This window comes from uncultured Ruegeria sp., assembly GCF_947497005.1.
Lineage (GTDB): Bacteria > Pseudomonadota > Alphaproteobacteria > Rhodobacterales > Rhodobacteraceae > Ruegeria.
The window spans coordinates 364107-387743 of sequence record NZ_CANMFF010000001.1 but is presented as its reverse complement, the minus strand read 5'-3'; the positions used below and the strand labels follow the sequence as shown (position 1 = coordinate 387743).

Below are 23637 nucleotides of genomic sequence, written 5' to 3'. Positions count from 1 at the left end.
CAGGCCGAGGAGCCGGGTCAAAGTGACAACCGGCTTGACCATCGGATGAAATGCCGAAACTGTCCCCGCAAACAAGAACACCCGGAGCAGGCATGGCCAGAACACCCCCGCCCTTTGCCCCTTTTGAATGGAAAATCGCCTGGCGCTATCTGCGGGCCCGCAGGGCCGAAGGTGGTGTCAGCGTGATGACGTGGATCTCTCTGATCGGGATCACACTGGCAGTGTTTGCCCTGATTGCGACATTGGCGGTTCGGTCCGGTTTTCGTTCGGAATTTGTGGGCACCATTCTGGGTGCCAACGCGCATGTGACGGTCTACTCGTCGGGTGAGTTCGACGCCCAGGGCCGGGTGGATCGCACAATGGCCGATTACGAAGACCGCGCGGCTCGTATCGCGCAAGTGCCCGGTGTTGAACGAACAGCGCCTTTGGTGAAAGGGCAGGTCTTGATCACCAATCGCGACCGCAGCAGCGGGGTTGAGGTGTTTGGTATTCGACCCGACGATCTGCTTGATTTGCCGGGTGTTGCGCAGGCAGAGCAGGCTGCCGGTGATTTGTCCAAATTCCAAACCGGAGAGGATGTCATTGCCATCGGATCGGGCGTGGCGCGCAGCATCGGGGCCACCGTGGGGGATGTCGTCAAACTGACCTCGCCCAACGGGGTCAAAACCGCCTTTGGTACCTCGCCACGGGTAAACGCGTATCGCGTCGTCTATGTGTTCTCGGCGGGTCGCTATGACATCGACCGCACCCGCGTCTATATGCCGTTTTCGCAGGCCCAGAGTTTTTTCAACCGCGAGGGCGTGGCGGATGAAATCGAGGTGATGGTGGAAAAGCCGGAAGAACTGGGCCCGATCCTGATATCGATCATTGAGGCCTCGGGTGAACGCAGCCAGATCTGGACCTGGCAGGACGCATCCGGTGGCTTTTTGCGGGCGCTGGAAGTCGAGGACAACGTGATGTTCATCATCCTATCGATCCTTGTTTTGATCGCAGCGATGAATATCGTTTCGGGCCTGATCATGCTGGTCAAGAACAAAGGGCGCGATATCGGGATTCTGCGTACCATCGGGCTGAGCGAAGGCTCGATTCTACGTGTCTTTTTCATCTGTGGAGCATTCACCGGCCTGATCGGAACCGTGATGGGGGTTATTCTGGGGTGCTTCTTCGCGATCTACATCGACCCGATTTTCTCGTTCGTGAATTATGTGATGGGCGGAGGCGTCTGGGATCCGTCGATCCGCGGCATCTATGCTTTACCCGCCGAGTTGCACCTGAACGATGTGCTCAAGGCTATCGGCCTGTCCCTTGGTCTGTCCTTTATCGTCACATATTTCCCTGCGCGCCGTGCGGCGCGGCTGAACCCGGTCGAGGCATTGCGCTATGAATAATGTCACATTGCGTCTGAACGGTTTGACCAAGACCTACCTGACAGGCACGCCGGGAGAGGTTCAGGTTCTACGCGGGGTCGACCTGGATCTGCGCGCGGGTGAGGCGGTGGCAATGGTTGCCCCATCAGGGGCTGGCAAATCGACCCTTCTTCACATTGCAGGTCTGTTGGATAAGCCCGACAACGGAACCGTCGAAATCGGTGGCCGGAATGTCTCGGCCAAGGGTGATCGCACCAGAACAGCGCTGCGTCGGCAGGATGTGGGCTTTGTCTATCAGTTCCACCACTTGCTGCCGGAATTCACGGCGCTGGAAAACATCACCCTGCCGCAACTGGCGAACGGTGTGCCTGAAAAAGCCGCACAGGCGCGAGCCATGGAGTTGCTGGATCGTGTTGGTGTTGCCCCACGCGCCAGTCACCGCCCTGCCGCGCTCTCGGGTGGGGAACAACAGCGTGTCGCTTTTTGCCGGGCGCTTGCCAATGCGCCGCGTGTATTATTGGCGGATGAGCCGACCGGCAACCTGGACCCGGATACTGCGGATCAGGTGTTTGACGCGCTGATGACACTGGTCCGGGACGAAGGGCTGTCGGCGTTGATTGCGACCCACAATCTTGAGCTGGCGGCGCGCATGGACCGGATGGTCCGGCTTGAGGGTGGCGTGCTCAGGCCAGTTGAGTGATCGCAACACCAATGGCCATCACGGCAATTCCGCCCGCCCGCATGAGCGTAAGCGGTGTGATCTGAGCGCCAAACAGGCCGAAATGGTCAATAGCGGCCGTGCTGATCAATTGCCCTAGCAATACAAAGAACACGGCGTTGCCGACCCCGAAATGAGGGGCAACGTGAGTGATCGACAGAACGTAGAACGCGATCAGGACACCGGCCAGCAGCAGGTGTTTAGGGGCCTCGGCAACCTTGGACAGCGCTTCAACTCCGGGCAATAGCAACATTACCAGTGCCGACGCGACAAAGGCGATGGCGAACAGGATCACTGCGGCGGTGGTCGGCGACCCGATCAGCTTGCCCAGAGCCGCGTTCAAAGCCGCCAGAATAGGGACGCCGATCCCGGCTGCCAGCATGATGGCTGCGTATTGTGTCATGGCCTGTACCCTCCGCCTGCGTTGATCTGGATCATTGCGCCAAGACGTCCACCGGGCAACCCTGCAATTGTCAATCTTGGCAGGAGGATAGGATGTTCAAGGCAACAATCGGCGTGCTGGTTCTTGGGGTTTCGGCCGCTGCTTCACAGGCGGTCTGGGCTCAGGATGCAAAGACCGGTGAGGAACTTTACATGCATCATTGTGCAACCTGCCACGGGATCGATGCGACCGGCCAGGGCCCGATGGCAGGCGTGCTGGTGATTCAGCCGACCGATCTGACCGCTTTGTCCAATGAAGAAGGCGTGTTTCCGACCGCCGACGTCGTCGCCCGCATCGACGGCAGGAACCCGCTGGTCAGTCATGGTAGCCCGATGCCGGTTTACGGTCCTTATTTCGACGGACAGGACACATCCATGAAAACGCCCGAGGGTCAGCCAATCCTGACCAGCCAGCCCATCGTGGATCTGGTGGCGTATCTGGAAACACTTCAGCGGAACTAGGTGCCGCTGCATATCCCTTCAATCTCGGCCTCACTCCAGGGCAGTACAATCGCGCGCTCGCGTCCGTTTTCCGGAAGCGGAGACAGGTCAAAATGCGCACCCAACATCCTGTGCAGCCTTTTGGTTCGCGTGGCCTGAGGGTCCAGCGCCCGGCAACACACGTACTCCTCGACAATTGCGCCTTGCTGCTCAAACCCGTAGGACAGGAAGTCCGGTGAAGTTTCGAGGTCGAACAGATAAGGGTCCTTCCGTCCTCCATGCTCCGCCGCCGCGCGAAGGGGGTGATAGCCGGTGGTCTGGCGATTTTGCCATTGCCAGACATGCGTCAATTCATGGGCCAGCAGCATCGCGGCCACCAGATTCATCTGATCCGGGAAGTCAGACATGTAGTCTTCCAGATACCAGTCGCGGGCAAAGTAAACCTTGTTGAACAGGGCCACAGCTGCGGGTTTGCCCGTCACCGGCCCGGGTTCCACCGGAGGAAGAATACGTTCTCGGCAGGCAAGGCGTGGGCGCTCTTCGCGGAAATATGTCACATTGGCAACCGGAGCGCCCTCAACCAATCGCACGCTGTCCAGATTCAGGGTTTCCCCCTGAATGGCATCCGCAAAATCCCGCTCTTGCACGGTCAACTGACGACCGCAGGAGGAAAGCAATAAAAGAGCAAACAGGAATACACGCAGAACCATGAGTTGAATCCTAGTCTGCTGCTGGTATTCCGCAAACCGTTTTCACAGGCTCATCGCCAGAACCCGGCTGATTTCTGTCAAAGACCGACCGGATTGATCCATCCAGGAATTGAATGCTTGCTGTACTGCAGCCATGGCTTTCTTGGACGCGGCGGGCTTGTCGATCACACCTTCGGCAATCAGGCGGGCGGTCACATCCTGAGACAGAATGAAACTGTCGCGCCCGGTGAAGCGCATTGCATATTGCGCTGAAGCCCCGCCCAGGCGGGACCCGCGCTTGGCCAGCATCGCAAGAAGATTGACATAGTCATCAGACGGCCAGCCGCCCAAAACTTTGCCCGCGCCGCCTTCCTCGCGCAGTTCCAACAGGAACGCGGCATTGTCTCGCACCGCCGCAATCTTAGTTCCATTGCGGACGATGCGTGTGTCCTGCAACAGGGCATCAAACTTCTCATCATCCATGAAAGCGCATCGACCCACATCGAATCCATCAAAGGCAACCTCGAACCCGTCCCACTTGTTTTCGATGACCTTCCAGTTGAAACCAGCTTGAAAGACGCATTTCGTGATGATCGAAAGCCAACGGTCCTCGGGCATTGCTGCCAGCGCTGCGTGACTTTTGGGTTTGCTCAGCTTTGCCTCAAGGGTCTCGGCTCCACCGTGGCGACCTGCGGCAATATCAAGGATTTCTTCAAATGATCGCATAACCCTAACCTTTAAGCCGTCATGTATAGAATGTTCATCTTTTGTTTCGATATTGCAATGGGTAATCAGACCGCTCGAAATTCTACCCGACTGGGGCCAACGTTCGGCTTCTCCAAGAAAAACTGCAGAATTGTCAAAGAAATCCTCGACAAACGGGCTCAAAACGGCTTGTGATTGACTCGTCAGTCAACGTTCCTTGTCCAGGACAAGGGGCAATGACGGGTCGGGCTGGGGCCTTGGGGGCGCTTGCAGGGAAATATCAACGGTTTGACGGAATGAGACTTTCCATCCGTTACAAACTGATCACTTTCCTTTTCCGGCCGATTTTGTGCATGTTGCGACATGGTATTGTCGTCAGACAAAAAATGCCGGCGGGAAATCCTCGCCGGGGTGGGCAAGACAAATAAGACAGGGAGAAAATCCATGAAAAAACTGAGTGTAAGCCTTATGGCACTGACCGTTGCGGGTGCAGCGCAGGCGGCGGATATGGGTGCCGTGGACGAGCCGATCAAGCTGGCGATCAACGAATGGACTGGTCAGCACGTGACCACGCATGTGGCGGGTGAGATGCTCAAGGCCGCAGGCTATAACGTCGAGTTTGTGACTGCGGGCATGATGAACCAATTCCAGGCGCTGGCGGATGGCGACATCGACGCGACGCTGGAAATCTGGTCGTCCAACGTATCGGACGAATATGCCAAGAAGATCGACGAAGGCACTGTTGTCGAAATCGGCGATCTGGGCCTGGCTGCCAAGGAAGGCATTGCATACCCAGCGCACGTCGCTGATCTGTGCCCGGGCCTCCCCGCCTGGGAGGCGCTGAAAGACTGTGCGCAAGTCTTTGCCACGGCGGAAACGCTGCCGGGCGGCCGCCTGGTTGACTATCCGGCCGACTGGGGGACGCCTGGCGCAGATCGTATGACCGGTCTGGAACTGCCGTTCAAAGCTGTGCCTGCGGGGTCCGAGGGTGCTCTGATCGCTGAACTGCGCGCCTCGACCGAGCGTAAGTCACCACTGCTGATCACCTTCTGGCAGCCGCATTGGGCGATGTCGGCTTATGACGTGCAGTTCGTCGAACTGCCCGCCGGCGAAGAGGCGTGCTTCAATGATCCGGCATGGGGTCCGAACCCCAATGCGATCAACGATTGCGACTTCTCACCTTCGCGCATCTTCAAAGCCAGCTGGAGCGGCATGGAGGACAAATGGCCCGCTGCTTATGAGATCCTGTCGAACTATCAACTGGCGGTCGAAGACCAGCAGCCAATGATGGGCGCGATCGACGTTGACGGCGGTCAGGTCGAAGAGGTTGTCGCCGCATGGATGACTGAAAACGAAGGCAAATGGCGTCCCGTTGTTGACGCGGCAACCCAGTGAGCGCGCGTAAGTGACTGACGCGACTATGCCAGCCATCGCCTGCCGGAATCTCTGGCAGGTGTTTGGCCCCGGCGCTGACAAAGCCCTGACCGACGCGCTGTCTCGGTCAGGGAATGACGCTGACAAAGCCGCCTCTGATCTGCGGGAAAACGGGTTCATCCCGGCGGTGCAAGACGCCAATTTCGAGGTCAAAGAGGGCGAGCTGTTCGTCATTATGGGCCTGTCAGGCTCGGGTAAATCCACGTTGATCCGCTGTATCTCGCAACTGCTGCCCGGCACGGGCGGCGAGATTCGCGTGGATGATCAAAACGTCATTGGTGCCTCGAAGAAGGTGATGACGGACCTGCGCCGCAAAAAGCTGGGTATGGTGTTCCAGCATTTCGGTCTGTTCCCGCATATGACCGTGGCCGAAAACGTAGCCTATCCGCTGCGTGTTCAAGGCGTGAGCAAAAGGGAACGGCTGGACCGCGCGCAGGAAGTGATCTCACTGGTCGGTCTGGACGGGCGCGAAGACAGTTTCCCGCGCCAGCTTTCTGGTGGTCAGCGTCAGCGTGTGGGCATCGCCCGCAGCCTCGCAGTGAACCCCGATATCTGGTTTCTGGACGAGCCGTTCTCGGCGCTTGATCCACTGATCCGTCGTCAGTTGCAGGACGAATTCCTGCGCATTCAGGCGACGTTGAAGAAATCCATCGTCTTCATCACCCATGACATCCAAGAGGCGCTGAAACTGGCCGACCGTATTGCGATCATGCGTGATGGCAAGATTGTTCAGATCGGTACACCTACGGATATCGTCCTGCGCCCCGTGGACGATTACGTGCGCGAATTCTCTAAGGATGTCGCTAAAGGTCAGCACGCCAAGGTCGCCTCGGTCATGCAGGGCGAGGCGGATTGTGGCCCGGATGATCCTGGCCTAACCATCTCGATGACGTTGGATGCAGCCCTCGCACATTGTATGGAACTTTATGAACCTGTGCCCGTGCGGGATGCCGATGGCAATGTCGTTGGTACGGTACATCCGTCTGATCTTGCTGCCGCGTTGCAGGTGGACGAAGCATGACGGCTGTCACCGATCTGCCGACGCAAAACCGCGCGCAATTGACGGCAGGGGCAAAGGCTGCCCTGATCACAGTCTTCGTCGGCGCCGTTTGCCTTGCGCTGGAGGGCATCGCCCCATGGCTGGTGAAATGGCCAGCTACGTGGGAATTGCCTGCAACCCAATGGGTTGGCGCGTTTCTGGACTGGTTTCTGAACTTGATCAAACCGGCGATGCGGCTGTTTTCAGACCTGATGACCTATCCGATGGACTGGGCCAATTACGTGCTGGGCAACACGCCATGGCCCATCCTAATCGGGATTGTGACCGCACTGGGCTGGTACCTTGGCGGCTTACCGATGGCAGCGCTGGGTTTTCTGGGCCTCAGCTTTGTACTGGCGTCGGGCTATTGGACCGAGAGCATGAATACCTTGGCTCTTGTTGCCGTTTCCGTCCCTGTGGCGTTGATCATGGGAGGTGGTATCGGCATTCTCGCCAATGAGGTGCCCAAGGTTAAGTCCTTTGTGCAGGCTGTTCTGGATGTCATGCAGACAGTGCCAACTTTCGCTTATCTGACTCCACTTTTGCTTCTCTTTGGCTTTGGGCCCGTTGTCGGCCTGATCGCTTCGGCAATCTATGCCGCGCCTCCTATGGCGCGCAACGTGATGCTGGGGCTGGAACGGGTGGAGCCCGAGATCAAAGAGGCCGCTATCATGTCTGGCGGTACACGGTTCCAGCAACTGTTTCAGGTCGAAATCCCCGCCGCCACAACGCAGATCATGGTCGGTGTGAACCAATGTCTGATGGCCGCCTTATCGATGGTGATCATCGCCGCCGTCATCGGAGGGTTCAACGATATCGGCTGGGAGGTTCTGCTGACCATGCGCAAAGCCCAATTCGGTGAATCGCTGATGGCCGGTCTGGTCATCGTGGTCTTTGCCGTGGTGATCGACCGGATGAGCGGCACCCTTGCATCCGAACGCAAACGTTATGACAGCCGTGTTGTCTGGGCGATGCTGGGCTTTGCCGTGTTGTTTACCTTGGCATTCCGCAACTGGTTACCGAATCCGTCTGAACTGACCCTGCTGGACCCGATGGCCGAAGCTGTTGACAGCGGCCTGACCGCGTTCACACAGGCCAACGGCCCGTGGCTGGATGCGCTCAAGAATAACTCGTTGTTCTATGTGCTGCTGCCGTTGCGGATCGGTCTGGATCAGGCGGTGCTGCCTTTCACCTGGGGCTTCCAGTGGACGTCGACCATGAGCTTTGGCCTGTTCGCCGCAGGTGCCGTGATTGCCTTGTTGATGGCGTGGCGCGGGCGGCTGACGGGTGGTCTGATCGTCCTGATCCTGATTGGCATGCTGGAAACCGGAATCGCAAACCTGCCGTGGCCTTTTGTCCTGACCAGTGTTGCCGCGCTGAGCTGGGTCGCGGGCGGCTGGCGTCTGGCCGCGCTCTGCGTAGGGCTGCTTTGCACCATCCTCGTTTCGGGCCTGTGGGAAAGGGCGCTGCTGTCGCTCTACCTCAGCGGCGCGGCAGTGTTCTCCTGTGCGGTAGCCGGCGGCCTTATTGGCCTTGCCAGCGCGGTTTGGGAGCCGGTGTGGAAAGTGGTTCGTCCGATTTGCGACATGTTGCAAACAATCCCATTGTTCGTGTTCCTGATCCCGGTCCTGATGGTATTCCAGATTGGTGAGTTTTCGGCCTTCCTTGCAATATGCGCCTACGCGATCGTCCCAATGATCCGCTACACCCGGCACGGGCTGGTCAACACGCCAGAGGAAATGATGGAGGCCGCGATCTCTAGCGGGGCGACCGAGTGGCAGATCATGCGGGACGTGCGAGCACCCTATGCAGCGCCGACCATACTGCTGGGGCTGAACCAGACCATCCTTTATGCCTTCGCGATGTTGGTGATCGCGGCTCTGATCGGGACCACTGGTCTGGGCCAGTCGATCTATCTGGCACTGGGTCAGGCGGATGTGGGGCTTGGTATCTCGGCAGGCGCTGCGATGGCGATTCTGGCGCTGATCGCCGACCGGATCGTGCAGGGGTTTGCCGAAGAACGCCGCGCGGCGCTTGGGTTGTAACACAGCACGGGGGCGGTGCACCCGCCCCTGTTCTTGACTTGATTTCGGACAAGGATACCACCGCCATCCTGATCTAGACCGATCCCAATAACGCGGAGATCACCATGACCGGTTGGGCCCTATTCCTTGCAGCGCTCATTACATTCCTTCTCAGCCACGCCATTCCCGTTCGGCCCGCTGTCCGAGGGTGGCTGATCGACACACTCGGACGCCGGGGTTATTTCACGGCCTATTCGGTTCTGTCGCTGGCCGTACTGGCCTGGCTGATCGTTGCCGCCGCAAATGCCCCTTATGTCGAGGTCATCCCGCCATTCGCGGTTTTACGCTGGGCACCAGTGCTGATCATGCCCGTGGTCTGCTGGCTGGCTATTGCGGGGCTCATCATTCAGAACCCGTTCTCTTTCGGAGGGCTCGGCAATCGGCCTTTTGACCCGGAACAGCCCGGTATCCTGCGCACCACCCGCCACCCCATCCTTGCTGCGATGATGCTGTGGGCGGTGGCACATTTGCTGGCCAATGGCAGCCTGTCTCATGTGATCCTGTTCGGCCTTTTTGCCGGTTTCGCGGCAATGGGCATGGCCCTGATCGACCGGCGCAAGAGGCGCGAGATGGGTTTTGAATGGGTCCGGTTATCCCGCAATACAGCGCGGTTTTCACTGCGTTCACCATGTCCCTGGCCTCGCCTTGGGGTTTGGCTGGCCGCGCTTGCCGTCTACGCGATTCTTCTTCACCTGCACGCACCTGTGATCGGCCTGTCCCCGCTTCCGTAACTGAGGGAGTGGTCGGGCAGCACCTTGCGTGCTATCTGAAACGTCATAAACAATTTACAAGAGGTCCAAGATGCAGCTGGCCTATGTCACCACTACCGATCGCGGCGCAACGGACCGACTGCTGAGCGCTGTCGCCGAGCGTCTGCTGGCGTCCGGCGCAAAACTTGCCGGTGTTGTACAAACGAACACGGAATGCGCCGACAGCAGCAAATGCGATATGGACGTTCGTGTGCTGCCCGATGGCGAAACCATCCGCATCTCGCAATCACTGGGAACCCAGTCACGTGGCTGCCGACTGGATCCGGCTGCGCTGGAACAGGCGGTGGGATATGTGACCGCCTCGCTTGAGGATGCGCCCCAACTTCTGATCATCAACAAGTTCGGCAAGCATGAATCAGATGGACGCGGGTTCCGGCCCGTGATCGGGGAAGCACTGGCCCTGGACATTCCGGTGCTGGTCGGCGTGAACGGATTGAACGAAGAGAAGTTTCAAGCCTTTGCCGACGGCGCGGCCGAGGTACTGCCAGCGGATCTGGATGCAATTGAGGCGTGGTTCAAGAGTGTCTCACAACTGCGCCCGGCGGCAGAATAAGCACGTCAATACGCCAGCCTCACGGTATCAAACGCGAAAAAAAAGCGGCGCTGAAAATTAATCAGCGCCGCTTATTCCTGTCAGTATAGTCAGCAACTAGGTTGTCTTAAGCCTGCGGTATCCGAACAGGCCCAAAACGGCTCCGATCAAAAGCAACCCGCTTGCGGGAAGGGGCACCGGCGCGACCTGCAAATTGTCAACATTGAACTCGCCACACCATTGGTTGCACCAAACGGTGTTTGATCCGAGACCAAAGGGGAATTTGACTGCGTTGGGGACGTTCAACGTGATCAGCAATTGATCAATGACCGTGAAAGCGCTGGAGAAATTAAACGTGTTCAGAGCCGTGGGTCCGAAAGTCTGCGTTGCAACGGTGGCGCCGTTCAAGAGCCCCGAAAATGTCAGGGTCGGCACTGGCGCAGAACCCGCTGTAAGCCATTGATTGTAAGCCTGCGTTCCAAGCGCAGGAGCCGGACCCGCTCCAGTCATGAACACGCGAGACAACCCCCACAAGTCCACGGATTGCACCGTGAATTTCGACCCGTTCACGGCCTGCACAACTGTTGACATCACGCCGCTGTCGTCATGCAAGTTTATTTGATTTCCAAAGTTGTAGACGGGGGCATAGTCAAAGGTGAATCCCTGGCTGGTTCCCTGATACGTTGTCGGGCCACTTTGGGGATCACTCGGAAAGCTATTGTCAAATGTGATCGTCAGCGCATTCGCCGCGCCCGCAACACACACGGCGATGGCCGCCAGTATTAGTCTCATAACAAATCCCTCGCAAAAACGTGATCAGACTAGCGGGCAATGTCCGGTTTCGCAACTTTTACGAGTTCTTTCGGGTGCAATTGCGCGTGCGCCTGTAAACAGAAACGCGCTGACAGAGCATTCTGGTGATCTTTGAAATCTGCTGAAAGATGGTGGGCGACCCTGGAATCGAACCAGGCGTGCGTCTCCGCGAGGGAGTTACAGTCCCCTGCCACACCTTGCGGCCTGTCGCCCACTGTCAGGCGTTGCACCTGACGTGGAGGCGTGATTACTAGCGCACCAAAGGAGCGTCAACAGGAAAATTTCGCTTTGACGCAGGAAACCGTATACTCGGCCCGGAGGCCCATAAAATGAAGAAACCCAAATGGGTCGTTGAAAAGGAACAGGCCCGAAAAGTCGCTGCCGCTGAAACTGTCTGGCTGTTTGGTCTGCATGCGGTTCGCGACGCTTTGATGAACTCAAATCGACAGAAATTGCACTTGATCGTGACGCGCAATGCGCGTGATAAACTGGCCGAAGCGATTGAATTCTCGGGGATTGAGCCTGAAATGGTTGATCCGCGTAAGTTTACCGCGCCAATTGATGCTGGTTCTGTGCATCAGGGTGCCGCGCTGGAGGTCAAGCCGTTGGATTGGGGCGGTCTGGCCGACAATTGCATCGGTCGGGAAAACCCGCGCGTCATTTTGCTGGACCGGGTCACGGATCCGCATAATGTCGGAGCGATTCTGCGCTCGGCCGAAGTACTGGGGGCCAGTGCGGTCATCGGCACGCGCCATCATTCCGCACCCGAGACTGGGGCGCTGGCAAAAACCGCCAGCGGCGCGCTGGAGCGGCAACCCTATCTGCGGATGCGCAATCTCGCGGACACTATTGTTGAACTTCAGAATATGGGCTTTCTGGTCCTCGGGCTGGATGGCGAAGCAGAGGTAACGATCGAAGGCGCGCTGAGCGAAGGCCGGGACCGGCCCGTCGCGCTTGTTCTTGGAGCGGAAGGCCCGGGGTTAAGGCAAAAGACGAAGGAAACCGTGGATCAATTGGTGAAAATTGACGCAGCCGGTGGATTCGGATCGCTGAATGTCTCAAATGCGGCGGCAATCGCCTTATATGCATCCCGGCCCTGAGAAAAAGGAGAGCGCCATTTCCGGTCCAGCCAAAATTGCAACCTGCTGTTATTGTGGGACCCGGGCTGCCCTTGTCCTGAAAGGCAAAGAGCGGCACGAGCTGAGCTGTTCAAATTGTGGAGCGCCTTTGCACGATCTGAAGATGCTGCCCAAGCGGAAAGCTGCGCCTTCCAAACAGGTGCGTTCTGCCGTGTCACATGTGGCACCGCCGAAAGCCAGGCGAAAAAAGAAGAAGAAAAGTATGTTCTCCAGGGTTTTTGACGAAGCCTGGGATGTGATCGAAGATATTTTCGATTGAGCGTATTTGGTTGAAGTTCGTTCACATCCGCGTCAACGGGGGTTCCGCGTGCAGCAAAAAATTGCATCTTGATACCTCTGTGAATTCAGATTCTGACATGATGATGCTGACCCGACGTTTCATTCTTGGCGCGCTGAGCGCTTTTTTTCTTGCTCCTGCTGCACACGCGCAGGATATGCCTGTCTACTACACCACCGACGGGGTGGCGTTGGCCGGGTACGATGCCGTTTCCTATTTCGATGGTGCTAAGCCCATAATGGGCATGCCCGAGAATTCGGTGATGTGGAAAGGGGCCAGATGGCATTTCGCATCGCAGGAGAATCGCGAGCTTTTCGAAAGCGACCCGCGTGCTTTCGCGCCGCAGTTTGGTGGCTATTGTTCTTACGCGATGGCAATGGGCACTTTGAAAAGCACCGACCCCAATGCATGGCAGGTGGTGAACGGTCGTCTGTACCTGACTCATTCAGAAGCGATTGAGAAGATTTGGCAGCAGGACAGGGCGGAGTATATCCACCTGGCCGAGGAAAACTGGCCGGTCATACTCTACCGAGAGTAGGTCGACCTCAGATAATTGTGAAAAGTCATCACAAAAATGCGCCTACCCTCTTTTTTTTAACCAAGCCATGCTTAAATGTCACAGTGACCGCGGAACGGAACTGCCGCGGGTCATTTCACTGTCCCTCGTTCCAACAACTGGCGCCCAAGGTTTCTTGGGCGCTTTTTTCTTTTTGGAACCCTGCTAAGGATAGGGCATGCCCGACTATTCCGATCAGCACCTGAAAACCATTCTGCAACGCACCAAGACCGTTGCTGTTGTCGGGGTGTCCATGAACCCGGTAAGGCCAAGTTATTACGTGGCGCGCTATCTTTCGTTGAAAGGGTTCAAAGTCATTCCAGTCAATCCGGGCCATGCCGGGAAAGACCTGTTTGGCCAGACGGTGCGCGGCAGCCTTTCGGATATATCCGAGCCCGTGGATATGGTGGACATTTTCCGGAGGTCCGAGGCCGTGCCGCCTATTGTGGATGAGGCCTTGGGGGCATTCCCTTCACTTGGCACCGTCTGGATGCAAATTGGGGTTGAACATCCGGAAGCGGCGGCCGAGGCCGAAGCCCGAGGAGTGGACGTCGTGATGAATCGCTGTCCCAAGATCGAATATCAGCGCTTGTTCGGCGAACTGCGCATGGGCGGGTTTTCGACCGGGATCATCTCGTCCAAGCTTTAAGGCGTTGTGGGCTCATAAGGTCTGAGCCGGGCCACTTGTTCCTGTCGCCGTTTTTCCAGCACCACGTCGCGCGGCACCCAGTCATAGCGGGTATCCTCAACCAGCGGAGACCAATACAAGACCCCGCCATAGCGCCAGGGGTCGAGCACGACGCCGTCATACAGCGATTCTCCCCTGCGACTGATGATAGCGGTACTGTGGTCGATCCTAAGTGGATTGTCGGCATTTGCGATGGCGCGATGCAACTCCAGCGTCTGAAAGTTTTCCCGTTTCAGGCGCCGCTCGATATCCTCGGCCCAATGCCAACACAGGCCACGTGGGCGAAGACCTTTGTTGACCTTAGCGTTGTGGATCAGGGGTGGGTCCGTGATCTGGTATTCGTCCACCAGCTGGGCGGTATAGGCATAGGCGACTTGCGCGGCCCGTGCGGCTTCTTCAGGGTCGATATCGGGCCCAAGCCTCTGAATCTCTGCTGTCAGGCGTTGCACCTCATCTCCGGTGGAGGGTGGTGGCGCAGAGCAGGCCGCGACGATGGCAAAGGATGCCACAAGCATCAATACTCGGATCATGTTGCGCCCTCGGCCTGTCATTCTGACGCCCGAGTATAGCGGTCATTTAAACGGCGCGGAACCCGGCCTTTATCCTTTGGGGCGGGCAGCTTTTTCGGCAATGCCGCTCATGCCCTGACGGCGCGCAAGCTCGGCCAGCACATCGTCCAGCGCCACATCGCGCGCGGCCAGCATGACCAGCAGGTGATACAGAACATCCGCCGCCTCAGAGGTCAGCTTGGCCTGATCCCCTTTTGTTGCTTCGATGATGGCCTCAATGGCTTCTTCACCAAATTTCTCGGCGCATTTCTCGGGGCCTTTTGCAAGCAGCTTGGCTGTCCAGCTTGACTCCGGATCAGCGCCCTTGCGGGCTTCAATCGTGGCTGCCAGATCGTGCAGAATGCTCATATCAACCTCATTGGAACACCAGCGGCGGCCATGTGTTCCTTGGCCTCGCGGATCGTGTATTCGCCAAAATGAAAGATCGAGGCGGCCAGTACCGCGCTTGCGCCACCCTTGGTGACGCCTTCAACCAGATGGTCCAGATTGCCGACACCTCCGCTTGCGATCACTGGCACGTCCACGGCATCGGAAATGGCGCGGGTCAGGGGCAGGTTGAAGCCGGCTTTGGTGCCGTCGCGATCCATCGAGGTCAGCAGGATTTCCCCAGCACCCTTGGCAACAACCGTTTGGGCAAATGCGACAGCATCAATGCCGGTGGGTTTGCGCCCGCCGTGGGTGAAGATCTCCCACTTGCCGGGGCCGACTGTCTTGGCGTCGATGGCGCAGACAATGCACTGGCTGCCGAACTGGTCCGCCGATTCCGCAATCACATCCGGGTTGGCAACGGCAGCCGAGTTGAAGCTGACCTTGTCCGCCCCCGCCAAAAGCAAGGCGCGCACATCATCCTTGGTGCGAACGCCACCGCCCACGGTCAGGGGCACAAAGCACTGCTCTGCCGTGCGTTGCACCACATCGAACATGGTGCCTCGGTTCTCATGGGTGGCGTGAATGTCCAGAAAACAGATCTCATCCGCACCGGCGGCATCATAGGCTTTGGCTGATTCCACCGGGTCACCCGCATCGCGCAGGCCTACGAAATTCACACCTTTGACCACGCGGCCATCGGCAACATCAAGGCAGGGAATGATCCGGGTTTTCAGCATCTGGACGTCCTTTGTTGCCGGACCTTTACCGGCAAAGCGCAGCTGATGCTACAGACGTTTTGACGCCAGAGAAGGGGATTGCCCGGGCAGCGTTCATTACGCGTTGAACAGCCGCCCTAGTGAGCCTTGTCCTTCAATAGCTTGAGCGCCGTGAGAAGGTTGGCCTTGTCGTCGGTCCACGGCGTTGCTCCATCCGGGTTCACGATCTGCCAGTTTCCGTCACGCACGAATTCGTCAATGCGGGCTTTGTCGGGGCTCAGAATAACGACGCTGCTGGTGGCTGCGCCAGTCTCGATCTGATTCGCCTTGGCGTCCAGAAGCTGGTGTGCCACGTTCAGATTCAGGCGATCCGCAATTCTGGCCAAGGGTGGCACCAGATCATAAAAACGGTTGGTGACATGGAAGACCAGAACGCCATCCTCAGCCAGTTGACGGGTATATGTCTGGACCGCTTCCAGAGTGATCAGGTGCAGCGGTATCGCGTCCGAGCTGTAGGCATCCAGAACAAGGATGTCGAATTCAAACGGCTTTTGTTCCAGCACGATACGCGCGTCGCCCAGATGAGTGACCGAGTCAGGCGTACATTCGGAAATATAAGTGAACAGGGATGGGTCGCGGGCGATTTTGTCGACGGTCGCGTCGATTTCGAAAAACTCCCACGTTTGCCAGGGTTGCCGGTAGCAGGCCAGCGCGCCTGTGCCCAACCCGACGATGCCGATGCTGTCGGCCTGATTGCCAAATTCCGAAGTGATAACCTGGGCCATGGGGCCATCTGGGTGATAGTAGGACAAGGGCGTCGGTCTTTTGTCATACTCGGATTCACGCTGCCAACCATGAACCGTCGTGCCGTTCTTGTAGACACGGTAGCCTGCGCTTGAATAGACGGAATGCACGCCAAAGAAACTGCGGTCCTGTAGGATCGGGCTGTTATCCGCGGCAAAAGCTGGCAGTATCACGGCCGCCAAAACGGCCGGGATGCGCACCGGGTATGTACGGAAGATCAGCAGTACTGTCAGAAGCAAGATGAAGATTGCACCGGCCCGCGCGAATTCCGAACTCAGTATATCCACCCCCCGCAGCGCGATGGCGATCACCAGAACAAGGATGCCTGAAATAAAGCCCATACCTATATGGCGCAAAGAAAAATCCGGGGCGCGTACAAGGAAAAGCCCCCCGGCAAGCATCATGGTAATTGGCACTTCCAGTTCACGCACAAAGACAAGGGGTGCAACGATCGAGTTGAACAAGCCACCCAAAGCGCCGCCCGCAGATAAGGCGATGTAGAAAACGGTCAGTTGATCGGCTGGCGGTCGAAGTTCGTAGAGCAGTCTGTGCGCAAACAGCGCGACGACAAACAGAACAGGCGCGTACAGCAGAATAACCGCAGGCGCATCGTGCTCGCTTACAATTTTTGAGACCAGCACCACTCCTATCGCCAGAGCGATCAGCATGGGCAATTCCAAACTGGCCAGTGTCAGCCGCTTCCACTTTGCGAAAGCAATAATGAAAGAAAGAATGTAAATCGCCAGCGGGATAACCCAAATCAAGGGAAGCGCCCCAAGGTCGGTGCTGACCCGGGTTGTGAACGACAACATCAGCGAAGACGGAACAAAGGCAACAAATACCCAAATCACTATCTGCTTCAAAGCGGGGAAACTGGCTCGGGTTGCGGCGTTTGTGTGAACTTCCATCTGACGGGATCCGCGCAAGGCGATCAAACCGCTGCTGAGCAACAGGACACCGAAAAGAACAAAACCGGCCAACCATGCGCGGCTGATCTCTGCCGCGCCGAAAAATGGGTCTGCTATCAGGGGAAAGGCCAGCAACGCCAGCAAAGACCCTACATTACTGGCGCTGTACAAAAAGTACGGATCGTCAGACGAAGGCCCGCCCGACTTGGCGTACCAGGCCTGTAACAGAGGCGCATTTGCCGACAGTACGGCAAAAGGCACACCCACACCCACGGCGAACAGGCCAAGCGTTTGCAGCGCGGTCGAAGTCGACGCGTCGTATCTCCAGCTTTCGCTTGTGGACAGTGGAAGAAATGTCAGCGCTGCGATCCAAAAGGCAAAATGGGTGATGATTTGCCAGCGCAAGGGCAGAAACTTGGTCAACAGGTGCGCGTATACATACCCGAGAATCAGCACCACCTGAAAAAACAGCATGGCAGTGGTCCAAACTGCCGGGGCACCGCCAATCTTGGGCAGGACCAGCTTGGCAAACAGGGGCTGAACAAAGAAAAGCAGGCTCGCGCTCGTGAAAATCGCGGCGCAGAAGATCGCAATAGTTGCTGATCGGAATCTGGACGTGTTGGGAACGTCTAGGTTGGAAATACTCACGTTTGCCACCCGAGTTTCTGTGTTTGAGGCATGAAATAGGCGGGAATTCCGGCTGAATTGAGGCTCAATGCAGTAAAATCTTTGGCTTCTGTTCGGATTGTTCTCGAATACAAGGGTAAATTGAGCTTTTCCAATTCCGGCAAAGCCTTGCCGATGCCAGACTTGTGATTGCCAGATTTCCAGAACCTGTGAGAATTGGGCTGATTTTCACAGAAGGATAACCGATATGCGTATCTTGATACTGGCTTCAATTTTCACGTTCGGAGGGGCACTTTCCGCCATGGCTGACGACATCATCAAAGTTCAAACAGACAAATCCGTGGTCGAGGCGCTGGATGCGCTCGAGGCGGCAGTGGGCAATGCAGGGGCAACCGTATTTGCCCGCGTCGACCACGCGGCCGGGGCGGAAAAAGTCGGAACGCCCATTCCTGCCAATCAGGTGCTGATTTTCGGCAATCCTGCGCTGGGCACGCCTGCCATGCAGATCGATCCACGCGCAGGGCTGTTCTTGCCCCTCAAGGTGCAGGCCTATGAGGACTCCGACGGTCAGGTCTGGTTGGCCTATGAAGATCCCAAAGAGACGATGGATGAGCTGGATGATGTCGAAAAGTCACCGGTCATCGAAAAGATGCGCGGTGCTCTGGCCAAGCTGACCGCCGCTGCCGCGGGTTAAGTACCTGTTGCTACGTGCTTGCGCTGTTCACACGCGCAAGCGCGTTACGCGTGATCAAGATGTGAAATGGCAGAATCGCAGCCAAATACAGCCGTCCGCCCAGATTGTGGCGATGAACCCACGTGGCCAGCGAGATGTGGCCGTTTTCCGACAGGACTGAGACACGAAAATCCAGGTGGCGGTCGTTGAACCCTGCAATCACTTCGGTCTCACCATCATGCTCAACCGGAAAAATCCCCAGCTTGTCCCCAGCGTCCGGCCCTTTGGTGCTGAGGCCAAAAGGTGCGACCAGCAAGCCGCGCAATCGCACCAATGCCATCGCCCATGCCGGAAACGCAGCAATGATTTCCGCGGCCCGACGGGGCGAAAGCTCGGACTCGACACTGAAGCAATCCAGAAAGTCGCCCTTTTTGTACCGTTTGTGCAGCAGGCTTTGCGCGGATAAATCGGAACGTTTTACAGGCGAATGGAGCATTGAACTATTCTCTGAGAGTTGTCAGAGCCTCTTTCAGGTCAATCGCCCCATCATAAAGCGCACGACCGGAAATGGCACCGTTCAGGGCTGCGCCACAATCACGCAGGGCGATCAGATCGGCGATCGATGACACGCCGCCGGATGCGATAACAGGAATGTCCACTGTCTTGGCAAGCTCTGCCGTGGCCTCGATATTGGGACCCTGCATGGCGCCGTCGCGGTTGATGTCGGTGTAGATGATCGCGGCAACACCTGCGTCTTCGAAGCTGCGCGCCAGATCGGTAACTTGCACGTCCGTCTCTTCGGCCCAGCCTTTGGTGGCCACCATGCCGTTCCGCGCGTCGATGCCCACCGCGACCTTACCGGGAAAGGCTTTGGCAGCTTCGCGCACCAGGTCAGGGTCTTCGACTGCAACTGTGCCCAGAATGACCCGCGCCAGACCTTTGTCGATCCAGGTCTCAATCGTGGCCATGTCGCGGATGCCACCGCCCAGCTGTGCGGGCACATTGCACGCTTTCAGAATCGCTTCGACAGGTGCAGCGTTGACGGGTTCACCTGCAAATGCACCGTTCAGATCGACCAGATGCAGCCATTCGCAACCTGCCTCGACAAAGGCGCAGCCCTGTGCCGCCGGGTCTTCGTTGAACACGGTGGCCTTGTCCATTTCGCCACGCAGCAGGCGTACGGCGTTGCCGTCTTTGAGATCGATGGCGGGGTAGAGGATCATGTCAGGCGGCCCTATATCACTGTTACACGCGCGGGATATCGCACAAGCAGGGCAGGGGATGCAACGCGACGCTGGGTCATTCTTGCCCGTCGCCCATTGGCGGGTCAGACTGTCCTCAAAACAGGGAGACAACCATGAAGAGATTTACTTTTGCAGCGGGTTTGACGCTTCTTGCAACCGGGGCAATGGCCGCTGATCCCGTCGATGGTCTGTGGAAGACCGCACCGGGTGATACAGGCGGATATCTGCACGTAACAATTTCAGAATGCGGCAGCGCGATTTGCGGCACCATCGACAGCGCGTTCGACGCGGATGGCAATCAGCAGCTGGAGTATGAAAATCTGGGTAAACAGATAATCTGGGACATGGTGCCCGAGGGTGGCGGCAGTTATGACAGCGGCAAGATCTGGGCCCCGGACCGCGACAAGACCTATAACTCTAAAATGTCGCTGGACGGCCAGAACAAGCTGACCGTCAAAGGCTGTGTGGCGGGCGGTTTGATCTGCCGGGGTCAGACCTGGACAAGGGTCCAGTAAGCGTCAGGGTTTCCAGGTCAGGAAATTGCCCAGCATGCGCAGGCCAACGTCCTGGCTTTTCTCAGGGTGGAACTGCATCCCAACCATCGTGTCGCGGCCGATCATGGCCGTGACGTCCTGACCATACTCCACATAAGCCAGCCGCTGTGCCGGATCTGTGACGCGGAAGTGGTAGGAGTGCACGAAATAGGTATGATCCCCCGATTTCACCCCGTTGAACACGGGGTGATCGCTTTCCAGAACCAGATTGTTCCAGCCCATATGGGGTACTTTCAGAGTTGAATCCGACGGCTCGATCCTGACCACATCACCGGCAACCCAGTCCAGACCATCCGTATCAGTATATTCATGGCCTGTCGTTGCCATGAGTTGCATGCCGACGCAGATACCCAGAAACGGGCGGCCTTTCGTCTCGACTGCCTCGACCATCGCATCATAGATGCCTTTGTGGCCGCGTAACTCGGCAGCGCAGGCCGGAAATGCCCCATCACCGGGCAGAACCAGGCGGTCCGCTCGCGCGACAATATCCGCGTCCGAGGTTACAACAACTTCGCCCGCATTCACCTCGCGCGCCATGCGCTGAAACGCTTTCTCGGCCGAATGTAGGTTGCCGCTTTCGTAGTCAATAATTGCGGTCAGCATTTACAGCGCGCCCTTGGTCGACGGAATTGCGTCCGCCTTGCGGGGGTCGGTCTCAACCGCATCCCGCAAGGCGCGTGCAACGGCTTTGAAAGCAGCTTCGGCAATGTGGTGGCTGTTGAAGCCGTGCAGCTGATCAATATGAAGGGTGATGCCACCATGGGTGCTGAGTGCCTGAAAGAACTCACGCACAAGCTCGGTGTCGAATGTGCCGATCTTCTGCGTCGGCAGATCAACGTTCCAGATCAGGAACGGGCGACCCGACAGGTCCAGCGCACAACGTACCTGTGCGTCGTCCATAGGCAGGTGGCATTCGCCATAGCGGCGGATGCCTTTCTTGTCGCCCAAAGCCTGCGTTAGTGCCTGACCCAGCGCGATGCCAGTGTCTTCGACCGTGTGGTGGTCGTCGATGTGATAATCACCCTTGGCGTGGATCGTCATGTCGATCAGCGAATGGCGCGCCAGCTGATCAAGCATATGGTCAAAGAACCCGACGCCGGTCTGGTTGTCATAGGTGCCGGTGCCGTCCAGATTGACCTGAACCGAAATTTCGGTCTCGGCGGTCTTGCGGCTGATCGAAGCGCTGCGCATGGGCGAATTCCTTTTGCTACAGGCGCGCTTATAGACGGGGATGGTCATGGTTTTCCAGACCGCGCGTTGTGATCGCTGCAATCTGTTGCAGGGGATTGCACCCGGCTTGGCCCCGTGTCAGCCTGCGAACAACACGAACCGATAGGGTCAAACCATGTCCACCTGCGTTTTCATCCAGATCCGCTGCAAACCCGGCACCACTTACAAGGTCGCTGAAGAAATCGCCCTGCGCGAAATCCACTCGGAACTTTATTCCACCAGCGGTGAATACGACCTGCTGCTCAAGCTCTACATCCCCGAAACCGAGGATGTGGGCCATTTCATCAACGAACACCTGCTGGTGATTCCCAATATCGAACGTTCGCTGACGACGATGACGTTCAAGGCGTTTTAACCAAGTTCGAACGTAGTGACGCCAAAAATACGATCCAGATCGATATCCGGCTGATGGCTGGAGTACATCCGGGCCGTTTCAAAGACTTTATCCAGCCCGATTTCGTCGGCCAACGCAAAGGCTGATGCGTTGGGCTGTGGCATATCCACGAATACCTCATGTTCAGTGTGGTCCTCGGGAATCGAGGACAAGACAGCGTTCAACAACGCCTTTGCGATATCGGTGGAGTCCGCAAACAGAGGCCCAACTTTATAGCCCGTGAGGCAAGGGCGCAGCGTGGCGTAGCCCCGGATATTACCGTTCTCGGAATAGACTTTCGAGACATGGCTGAAAGCGCTCAGCCAACTGTCGAGAAATAAGTCACGTGGCGCAGGGAATAGATTGCGGTCATAGGCCTTCAACGCGTCAGATGCGCTGTTCAGATCCGCGATGTGATTATTCGGAGATGTGTCCAGTTTCGCCAGCATCAGAGTTTTCGTTCCGGCAAACCGATAATTGTTATAGGCGAAAGTGAACCCGGACTTGCGATAATTGTCCTGTTGCTCGACCACGCCATCCAGACCCATGTTGCGCCCGGCGCAATGGGCCAGCGCATGCTGCGCGATCTCAAGCCCGTGGCCATGGCGTCTGAATTCGGGTTTGACGATGTAGAAGCCCAGGAAAGCAAAGTGATCGTTGTAATTTACCGCTGACACGGATGCGATCATCTCTCCGTTCAGAAATCCGCCCAGGAAACCACCGGGGTCCGTCTGGCGAAAGCATTCGGCATCATGCACCCCCGGGTTCCATCCCTCGCGTCCGGCCCAATCCACGGCATGCTGGACTTCGGCGACGGTGAGGGGGCGGATGATATAATCAGACATAGAGTAATCCTGCATTGCGTCTGCCAGCCAGAATGGCGCAACACCCAGCAAAGAACCAGCAAGTTTGGAAAGCTTGGTATCTGGAGCGGGCGAGGCGATTCGAACGCCCGACCCTAACCTTGGCAAGGTTATGCTCTACCCCTGAGCTACGCCCGCATCAGATACTTATGTGGTCCGAAGACCTCTCAATGGAGCGGGCGAGGCGATTCGAACGCCCGACCCTAACCTTGGCAAGGTTATGCTCTACCCCTGAGCTACGCCCGCGCCGTTGAGTGAGGAGGGATGTATTAATTCCCACGCGGGGCTGCAAGCGGAAAAACACAAAAAACAGGAAAAATCTTTCGACGGAAATCCAGGTCTGATGCGTTCAAAATCCAGAGCGTGACAAAACAAGAGGGGCTGAAGACAGAAAATGACACGTACTGCGGATATGAAAATGGCGTTGTTGGCCGTGTTGATCGTACTGACCACGATGATAGGCGCGCGGGACGAGGACAAGGTGGCCGAGGTCGAACCAATCCTTATGCACGCACCGCAGATCGAAACACGCGTATTGGCGGGATAAACCCCGCCTGCCGTCAGAGCGCCAAGACCAGATTCGCGATGGCGGCGACCAAAATAGCTGTGAATGTCAGCCCCATACCGATCTGCCGCAAGATAACAATCTGGGGGGTCCTGCCAAATCCATAAGCGTGCAGCAGACGCCCGGCCAGCAACGTCAGGCCCAGCACATGCAATGTCAACCCACCTGCACCCTGCAATTCCACCATAGCGATAAGTAACAGGGCGATTGGGGCGTATTCGGCGCAATTTGAGTGCGTCCGCATCGCCTTGATCATCATTTTGCTGCCGCCATCCCCGACCGAGATCCTGTCGCTGCGGCGCTGCAGGATCACTTTGACGCTGAGCGTCACATAAAGGAGTGCGATCAGAGCCGCGTAGATCGGGGTGATTGCAAGCATAGTGTATCTCCGTGCCATTATAGAAAAGGGCCACGCGGTTTCCTGCGTAGCCCTTTGCACTGTAACCGGT

Annotated in this window: 30 protein-coding genes and 3 tRNA genes; 16 read left to right on the top strand and 17 right to left on the bottom strand. The window is 57.3% G+C overall.

All coding sequences use genetic code 11. The features are described from left to right. Window positions 1-92: 92 nt before the first annotated feature. Together Q0816_RS01940 and Q0816_RS01935 are read left to right on the top strand one after the other, a co-directional pair. Complete coding sequence (locus Q0816_RS01940; RefSeq protein WP_298846972.1) at window positions 93-1388, top strand: lipoprotein-releasing ABC transporter permease subunit; 1296 nt, start codon at window positions 93-95, stop codon at window positions 1386-1388. After that, window positions 1381-2067: an ABC transporter ATP-binding protein gene (locus Q0816_RS01935; protein WP_298846969.1), complete on the top strand. Its 687-nt coding sequence runs from the start codon at window positions 1381-1383 to the stop codon at window positions 2065-2067. The genes Q0816_RS01940 and Q0816_RS01935 overlap by 8 nt, the downstream gene beginning before the upstream one ends. On the opposite strand, the gene Q0816_RS01930 is transcribed toward Q0816_RS01935, so the two are convergent. Next, the gene (locus Q0816_RS01930; RefSeq protein WP_298846967.1) at window positions 2051-2488 is read right to left on the bottom strand and encodes a DMT family transporter; all 438 of its coding nucleotides are present in this window, start codon (window positions 2486-2488) and stop codon (window positions 2051-2053) included. The genes Q0816_RS01935 and Q0816_RS01930 overlap by 17 nt on opposite strands. A gap of 92 nt (window positions 2489-2580) precedes the next feature. Between Q0816_RS01930 and Q0816_RS01925 the strand changes: the two genes are divergently transcribed. Next, window positions 2581-2988, top strand: a complete 408-nt coding sequence (locus Q0816_RS01925; protein ID WP_298846965.1) for a cytochrome c — start codon at window positions 2581-2583, stop codon at window positions 2986-2988. On the opposite strand, the gene Q0816_RS01920 is transcribed toward Q0816_RS01925, so the two are convergent. Further along, window positions 2985-3677 carry a hypothetical protein gene (locus Q0816_RS01920; protein ID WP_298846963.1) on the bottom strand — a complete coding sequence of 231 codons (693 nt, stop codon included), beginning with the start codon at window positions 3675-3677 and terminating at the stop codon, window positions 2985-2987. The two genes, Q0816_RS01925 and Q0816_RS01920, sit on opposite strands and share 4 nt — an antisense overlap. Before the next feature lie 42 nt (window positions 3678-3719). Next, window positions 3720-4382, bottom strand: coding sequence for a DNA-3-methyladenine glycosylase I (locus Q0816_RS01915; protein WP_298846961.1), 663 nt, complete (start codon window positions 4380-4382; stop codon window positions 3720-3722). 423 nt (window positions 4383-4805) lie between these two features. On the opposite strand from Q0816_RS01915, the gene Q0816_RS01910 reads away from it, so the two are divergent. The 5 genes from Q0816_RS01910 to Q0816_RS01890 all read left to right on the top strand — a co-directional run bounded on the left by Q0816_RS01910 (window position 4806) and on the right by Q0816_RS01890 (window position 10241). Continuing rightward, window positions 4806-5756 (top strand): ABC transporter substrate-binding protein, encoded by a 951-nt coding sequence (locus Q0816_RS01910; protein ID WP_298846958.1) that lies wholly within the window; start codon window positions 4806-4808, stop codon window positions 5754-5756. Between the two features lie 10 nt (window positions 5757-5766). Continuing rightward, window positions 5767-6816: a glycine betaine/L-proline ABC transporter ATP-binding protein gene (locus Q0816_RS01905; protein WP_298846956.1), complete on the top strand. Its 1050-nt coding sequence runs from the start codon at window positions 5767-5769 to the stop codon at window positions 6814-6816. Next, a complete protein-coding gene (locus tag Q0816_RS01900; protein WP_298846954.1) occupies window positions 6813-8879 on the top strand; it encodes a proline/glycine betaine ABC transporter permease in 2067 nt (688 codons plus the stop codon). The genes Q0816_RS01905 and Q0816_RS01900 overlap by 4 nt, the downstream gene beginning before the upstream one ends. 104 nt (window positions 8880-8983) lie before the next feature. Beyond that, the gene (locus Q0816_RS01895) at window positions 8984-9649 is read left to right on the top strand and encodes an NnrU family protein (protein WP_298846952.1); all 666 of its coding nucleotides are present in this window, start codon (window positions 8984-8986) and stop codon (window positions 9647-9649) included. 70 nt (window positions 9650-9719) lie between these two features. Beyond that, entirely contained in the window at window positions 9720-10241 is a 522-nt protein-coding gene (locus tag Q0816_RS01890) for a DUF2478 domain-containing protein (protein ID WP_298846950.1), read from the top strand. 96 nt (window positions 10242-10337) lie between these two features. Here the strand turns inward: Q0816_RS01890 and Q0816_RS01885 are convergent, their stop codons facing one another. After that, entirely contained in the window at window positions 10338-11012 is a 675-nt protein-coding gene (locus Q0816_RS01885; protein ID WP_298846947.1) for a hypothetical protein, read from the bottom strand. 150 nt (window positions 11013-11162) lie between these two features. Further along, window positions 11163-11246: transfer RNA gene (locus Q0816_RS01880), tRNA-Tyr, on the bottom strand. A gap of 116 nt (window positions 11247-11362) precedes the next feature. Between Q0816_RS01880 and rlmB the strand changes: the two genes are divergently transcribed. The 4 genes from rlmB (at window position 11363) to Q0816_RS01860 (ending at window position 13654) form a co-directional block, all read left to right on the top strand. Continuing rightward, complete coding sequence (gene rlmB / locus Q0816_RS01875) at window positions 11363-12133, top strand: 23S rRNA (guanosine(2251)-2'-O)-methyltransferase RlmB (RefSeq protein ID WP_298846944.1); 771 nt, start codon at window positions 11363-11365, stop codon at window positions 12131-12133. Between the two features lie 127 nt (window positions 12134-12260). Beyond that, window positions 12261-12431, top strand: coding sequence for a hypothetical protein (locus Q0816_RS25985; RefSeq protein ID WP_367180451.1), 171 nt, complete (start codon window positions 12261-12263; stop codon window positions 12429-12431). 79 nt (window positions 12432-12510) lie between these two features. Then, a complete protein-coding gene (locus Q0816_RS01865; protein WP_298846942.1) occupies window positions 12511-12987 on the top strand; it encodes a YHS domain-containing (seleno)protein in 477 nt (158 codons plus the stop codon). A gap of 196 nt (window positions 12988-13183) precedes the next feature. Further along, window positions 13184-13654 carry a CoA-binding protein gene (locus tag Q0816_RS01860; protein WP_298846939.1) on the top strand — a complete coding sequence of 157 codons (471 nt, stop codon included), beginning with the start codon at window positions 13184-13186 and terminating at the stop codon, window positions 13652-13654. Here the strand turns inward: Q0816_RS01860 and Q0816_RS01855 are convergent. From Q0816_RS01855 to Q0816_RS01840, 4 genes are all read right to left on the bottom strand, one after another. Then, window positions 13651-14223: a hypothetical protein gene (locus Q0816_RS01855; RefSeq protein WP_298846936.1), complete on the bottom strand. Its 573-nt coding sequence runs from the start codon at window positions 14221-14223 to the stop codon at window positions 13651-13653. The two genes, Q0816_RS01860 and Q0816_RS01855, sit on opposite strands and share 4 nt — an antisense overlap. Before the next feature lie 69 nt (window positions 14224-14292). Next, on the bottom strand, window positions 14293-14610 hold the full coding sequence (locus Q0816_RS01850; protein ID WP_298846933.1) for a phosphoribosyl-ATP diphosphatase: 318 nt from the start codon (window positions 14608-14610) through the stop codon (window positions 14293-14295). Continuing rightward, window positions 14607-15368, bottom strand: a complete 762-nt coding sequence (hisF, locus tag Q0816_RS01845; RefSeq protein ID WP_298846930.1) for an imidazole glycerol phosphate synthase subunit HisF — start codon at window positions 15366-15368, stop codon at window positions 14607-14609. The genes Q0816_RS01850 and hisF overlap by 4 nt, the downstream gene beginning before the upstream one ends. 116 nt (window positions 15369-15484) lie before the next feature. Next, complete coding sequence (locus tag Q0816_RS01840) at window positions 15485-17707, bottom strand: fused MFS/spermidine synthase (protein ID WP_298846927.1); 2223 nt, start codon at window positions 17705-17707, stop codon at window positions 15485-15487. Window positions 17708-17933: 226 nt separating this feature from the next. Between Q0816_RS01840 and Q0816_RS01835 the strand changes: the two genes are divergently transcribed. Next, window positions 17934-18380: a DUF302 domain-containing protein gene (locus tag Q0816_RS01835; protein WP_298846924.1), complete on the top strand. Its 447-nt coding sequence runs from the start codon at window positions 17934-17936 to the stop codon at window positions 18378-18380. Window positions 18381-18390: 10 nt separating this feature from the next. Here the strand turns inward: Q0816_RS01835 and Q0816_RS01830 are convergent, their stop codons facing one another. Both Q0816_RS01830 and hisA read right to left on the bottom strand, forming a co-directional pair. After that, window positions 18391-18855, bottom strand: coding sequence for a DUF2867 domain-containing protein (locus Q0816_RS01830; protein WP_298846921.1), 465 nt, complete (start codon window positions 18853-18855; stop codon window positions 18391-18393). Window positions 18856-18859: 4 nt separating this feature from the next. Then, a complete protein-coding gene (hisA, locus tag Q0816_RS01825; RefSeq protein WP_298846919.1) occupies window positions 18860-19582 on the bottom strand; it encodes a 1-(5-phosphoribosyl)-5-[(5-phosphoribosylamino)methylideneamino]imidazole-4-carboxamide isomerase in 723 nt (240 codons plus the stop codon). Between the two features lie 134 nt (window positions 19583-19716). Here hisA and Q0816_RS01820 point away from each other — a divergent pair, with 134 nt between their 5' ends. Further along, window positions 19717-20118, top strand: a complete 402-nt coding sequence (locus Q0816_RS01820) for a DUF2147 domain-containing protein (protein ID WP_050602864.1) — start codon at window positions 19717-19719, stop codon at window positions 20116-20118. A 3-nt stretch (window positions 20119-20121) separates the two neighbouring features. On the opposite strand, the gene hisH is transcribed toward Q0816_RS01820, so the two are convergent. Further along, window positions 20122-20760, bottom strand: coding sequence for an imidazole glycerol phosphate synthase subunit HisH (hisH, locus tag Q0816_RS01815; RefSeq protein WP_298846915.1), 639 nt, complete (start codon window positions 20758-20760; stop codon window positions 20122-20124). Then, complete coding sequence (hisB, locus tag Q0816_RS01810) at window positions 20761-21348, bottom strand: imidazoleglycerol-phosphate dehydratase HisB (protein ID WP_298846912.1); 588 nt, start codon at window positions 21346-21348, stop codon at window positions 20761-20763. It abuts the gene before it with no gap. Window positions 21349-21502: 154 nt separating this feature from the next. Here hisB and Q0816_RS01805 point away from each other — a divergent pair, with 154 nt between their 5' ends. Further along, window positions 21503-21742 (top strand): Lrp/AsnC ligand binding domain-containing protein, encoded by a 240-nt coding sequence (locus Q0816_RS01805; RefSeq protein ID WP_050602861.1) that lies wholly within the window; start codon window positions 21503-21505, stop codon window positions 21740-21742. Here the strand turns inward: Q0816_RS01805 and Q0816_RS01800 are convergent. The 3 genes from Q0816_RS01800 to Q0816_RS01790 all read right to left on the bottom strand — a co-directional run bounded on the left by Q0816_RS01800 (window position 21739) and on the right by Q0816_RS01790 (window position 22869). Next, window positions 21739-22605, bottom strand: coding sequence for a GNAT family N-acetyltransferase (locus tag Q0816_RS01800; protein WP_298846907.1), 867 nt, complete (start codon window positions 22603-22605; stop codon window positions 21739-21741). The two genes, Q0816_RS01805 and Q0816_RS01800, sit on opposite strands and share 4 nt — an antisense overlap. A gap of 81 nt (window positions 22606-22686) precedes the next feature. Continuing rightward, window positions 22687-22761 (bottom strand) — tRNA-Gly (locus Q0816_RS01795). 33 nt (window positions 22762-22794) lie between these two features. Beyond that, window positions 22795-22869 (bottom strand) — tRNA-Gly (locus Q0816_RS01790). 148 nt (window positions 22870-23017) lie between these two features. On the opposite strand from Q0816_RS01790, the gene Q0816_RS01785 reads away from it, so the two are divergent. Next, a complete protein-coding gene (locus Q0816_RS01785; RefSeq protein WP_298846905.1) occupies window positions 23018-23170 on the top strand; it encodes a hypothetical protein in 153 nt (50 codons plus the stop codon). A 13-nt stretch (window positions 23171-23183) separates the two neighbouring features. Here Q0816_RS01785 and Q0816_RS01780 read toward each other — a convergent pair whose 3' ends face one another. After that, window positions 23184-23567 carry an MAPEG family protein gene (locus tag Q0816_RS01780; protein WP_298846902.1) on the bottom strand — a complete coding sequence of 128 codons (384 nt, stop codon included), beginning with the start codon at window positions 23565-23567 and terminating at the stop codon, window positions 23184-23186. Window positions 23568-23637 lie beyond the last annotated feature (70 nt).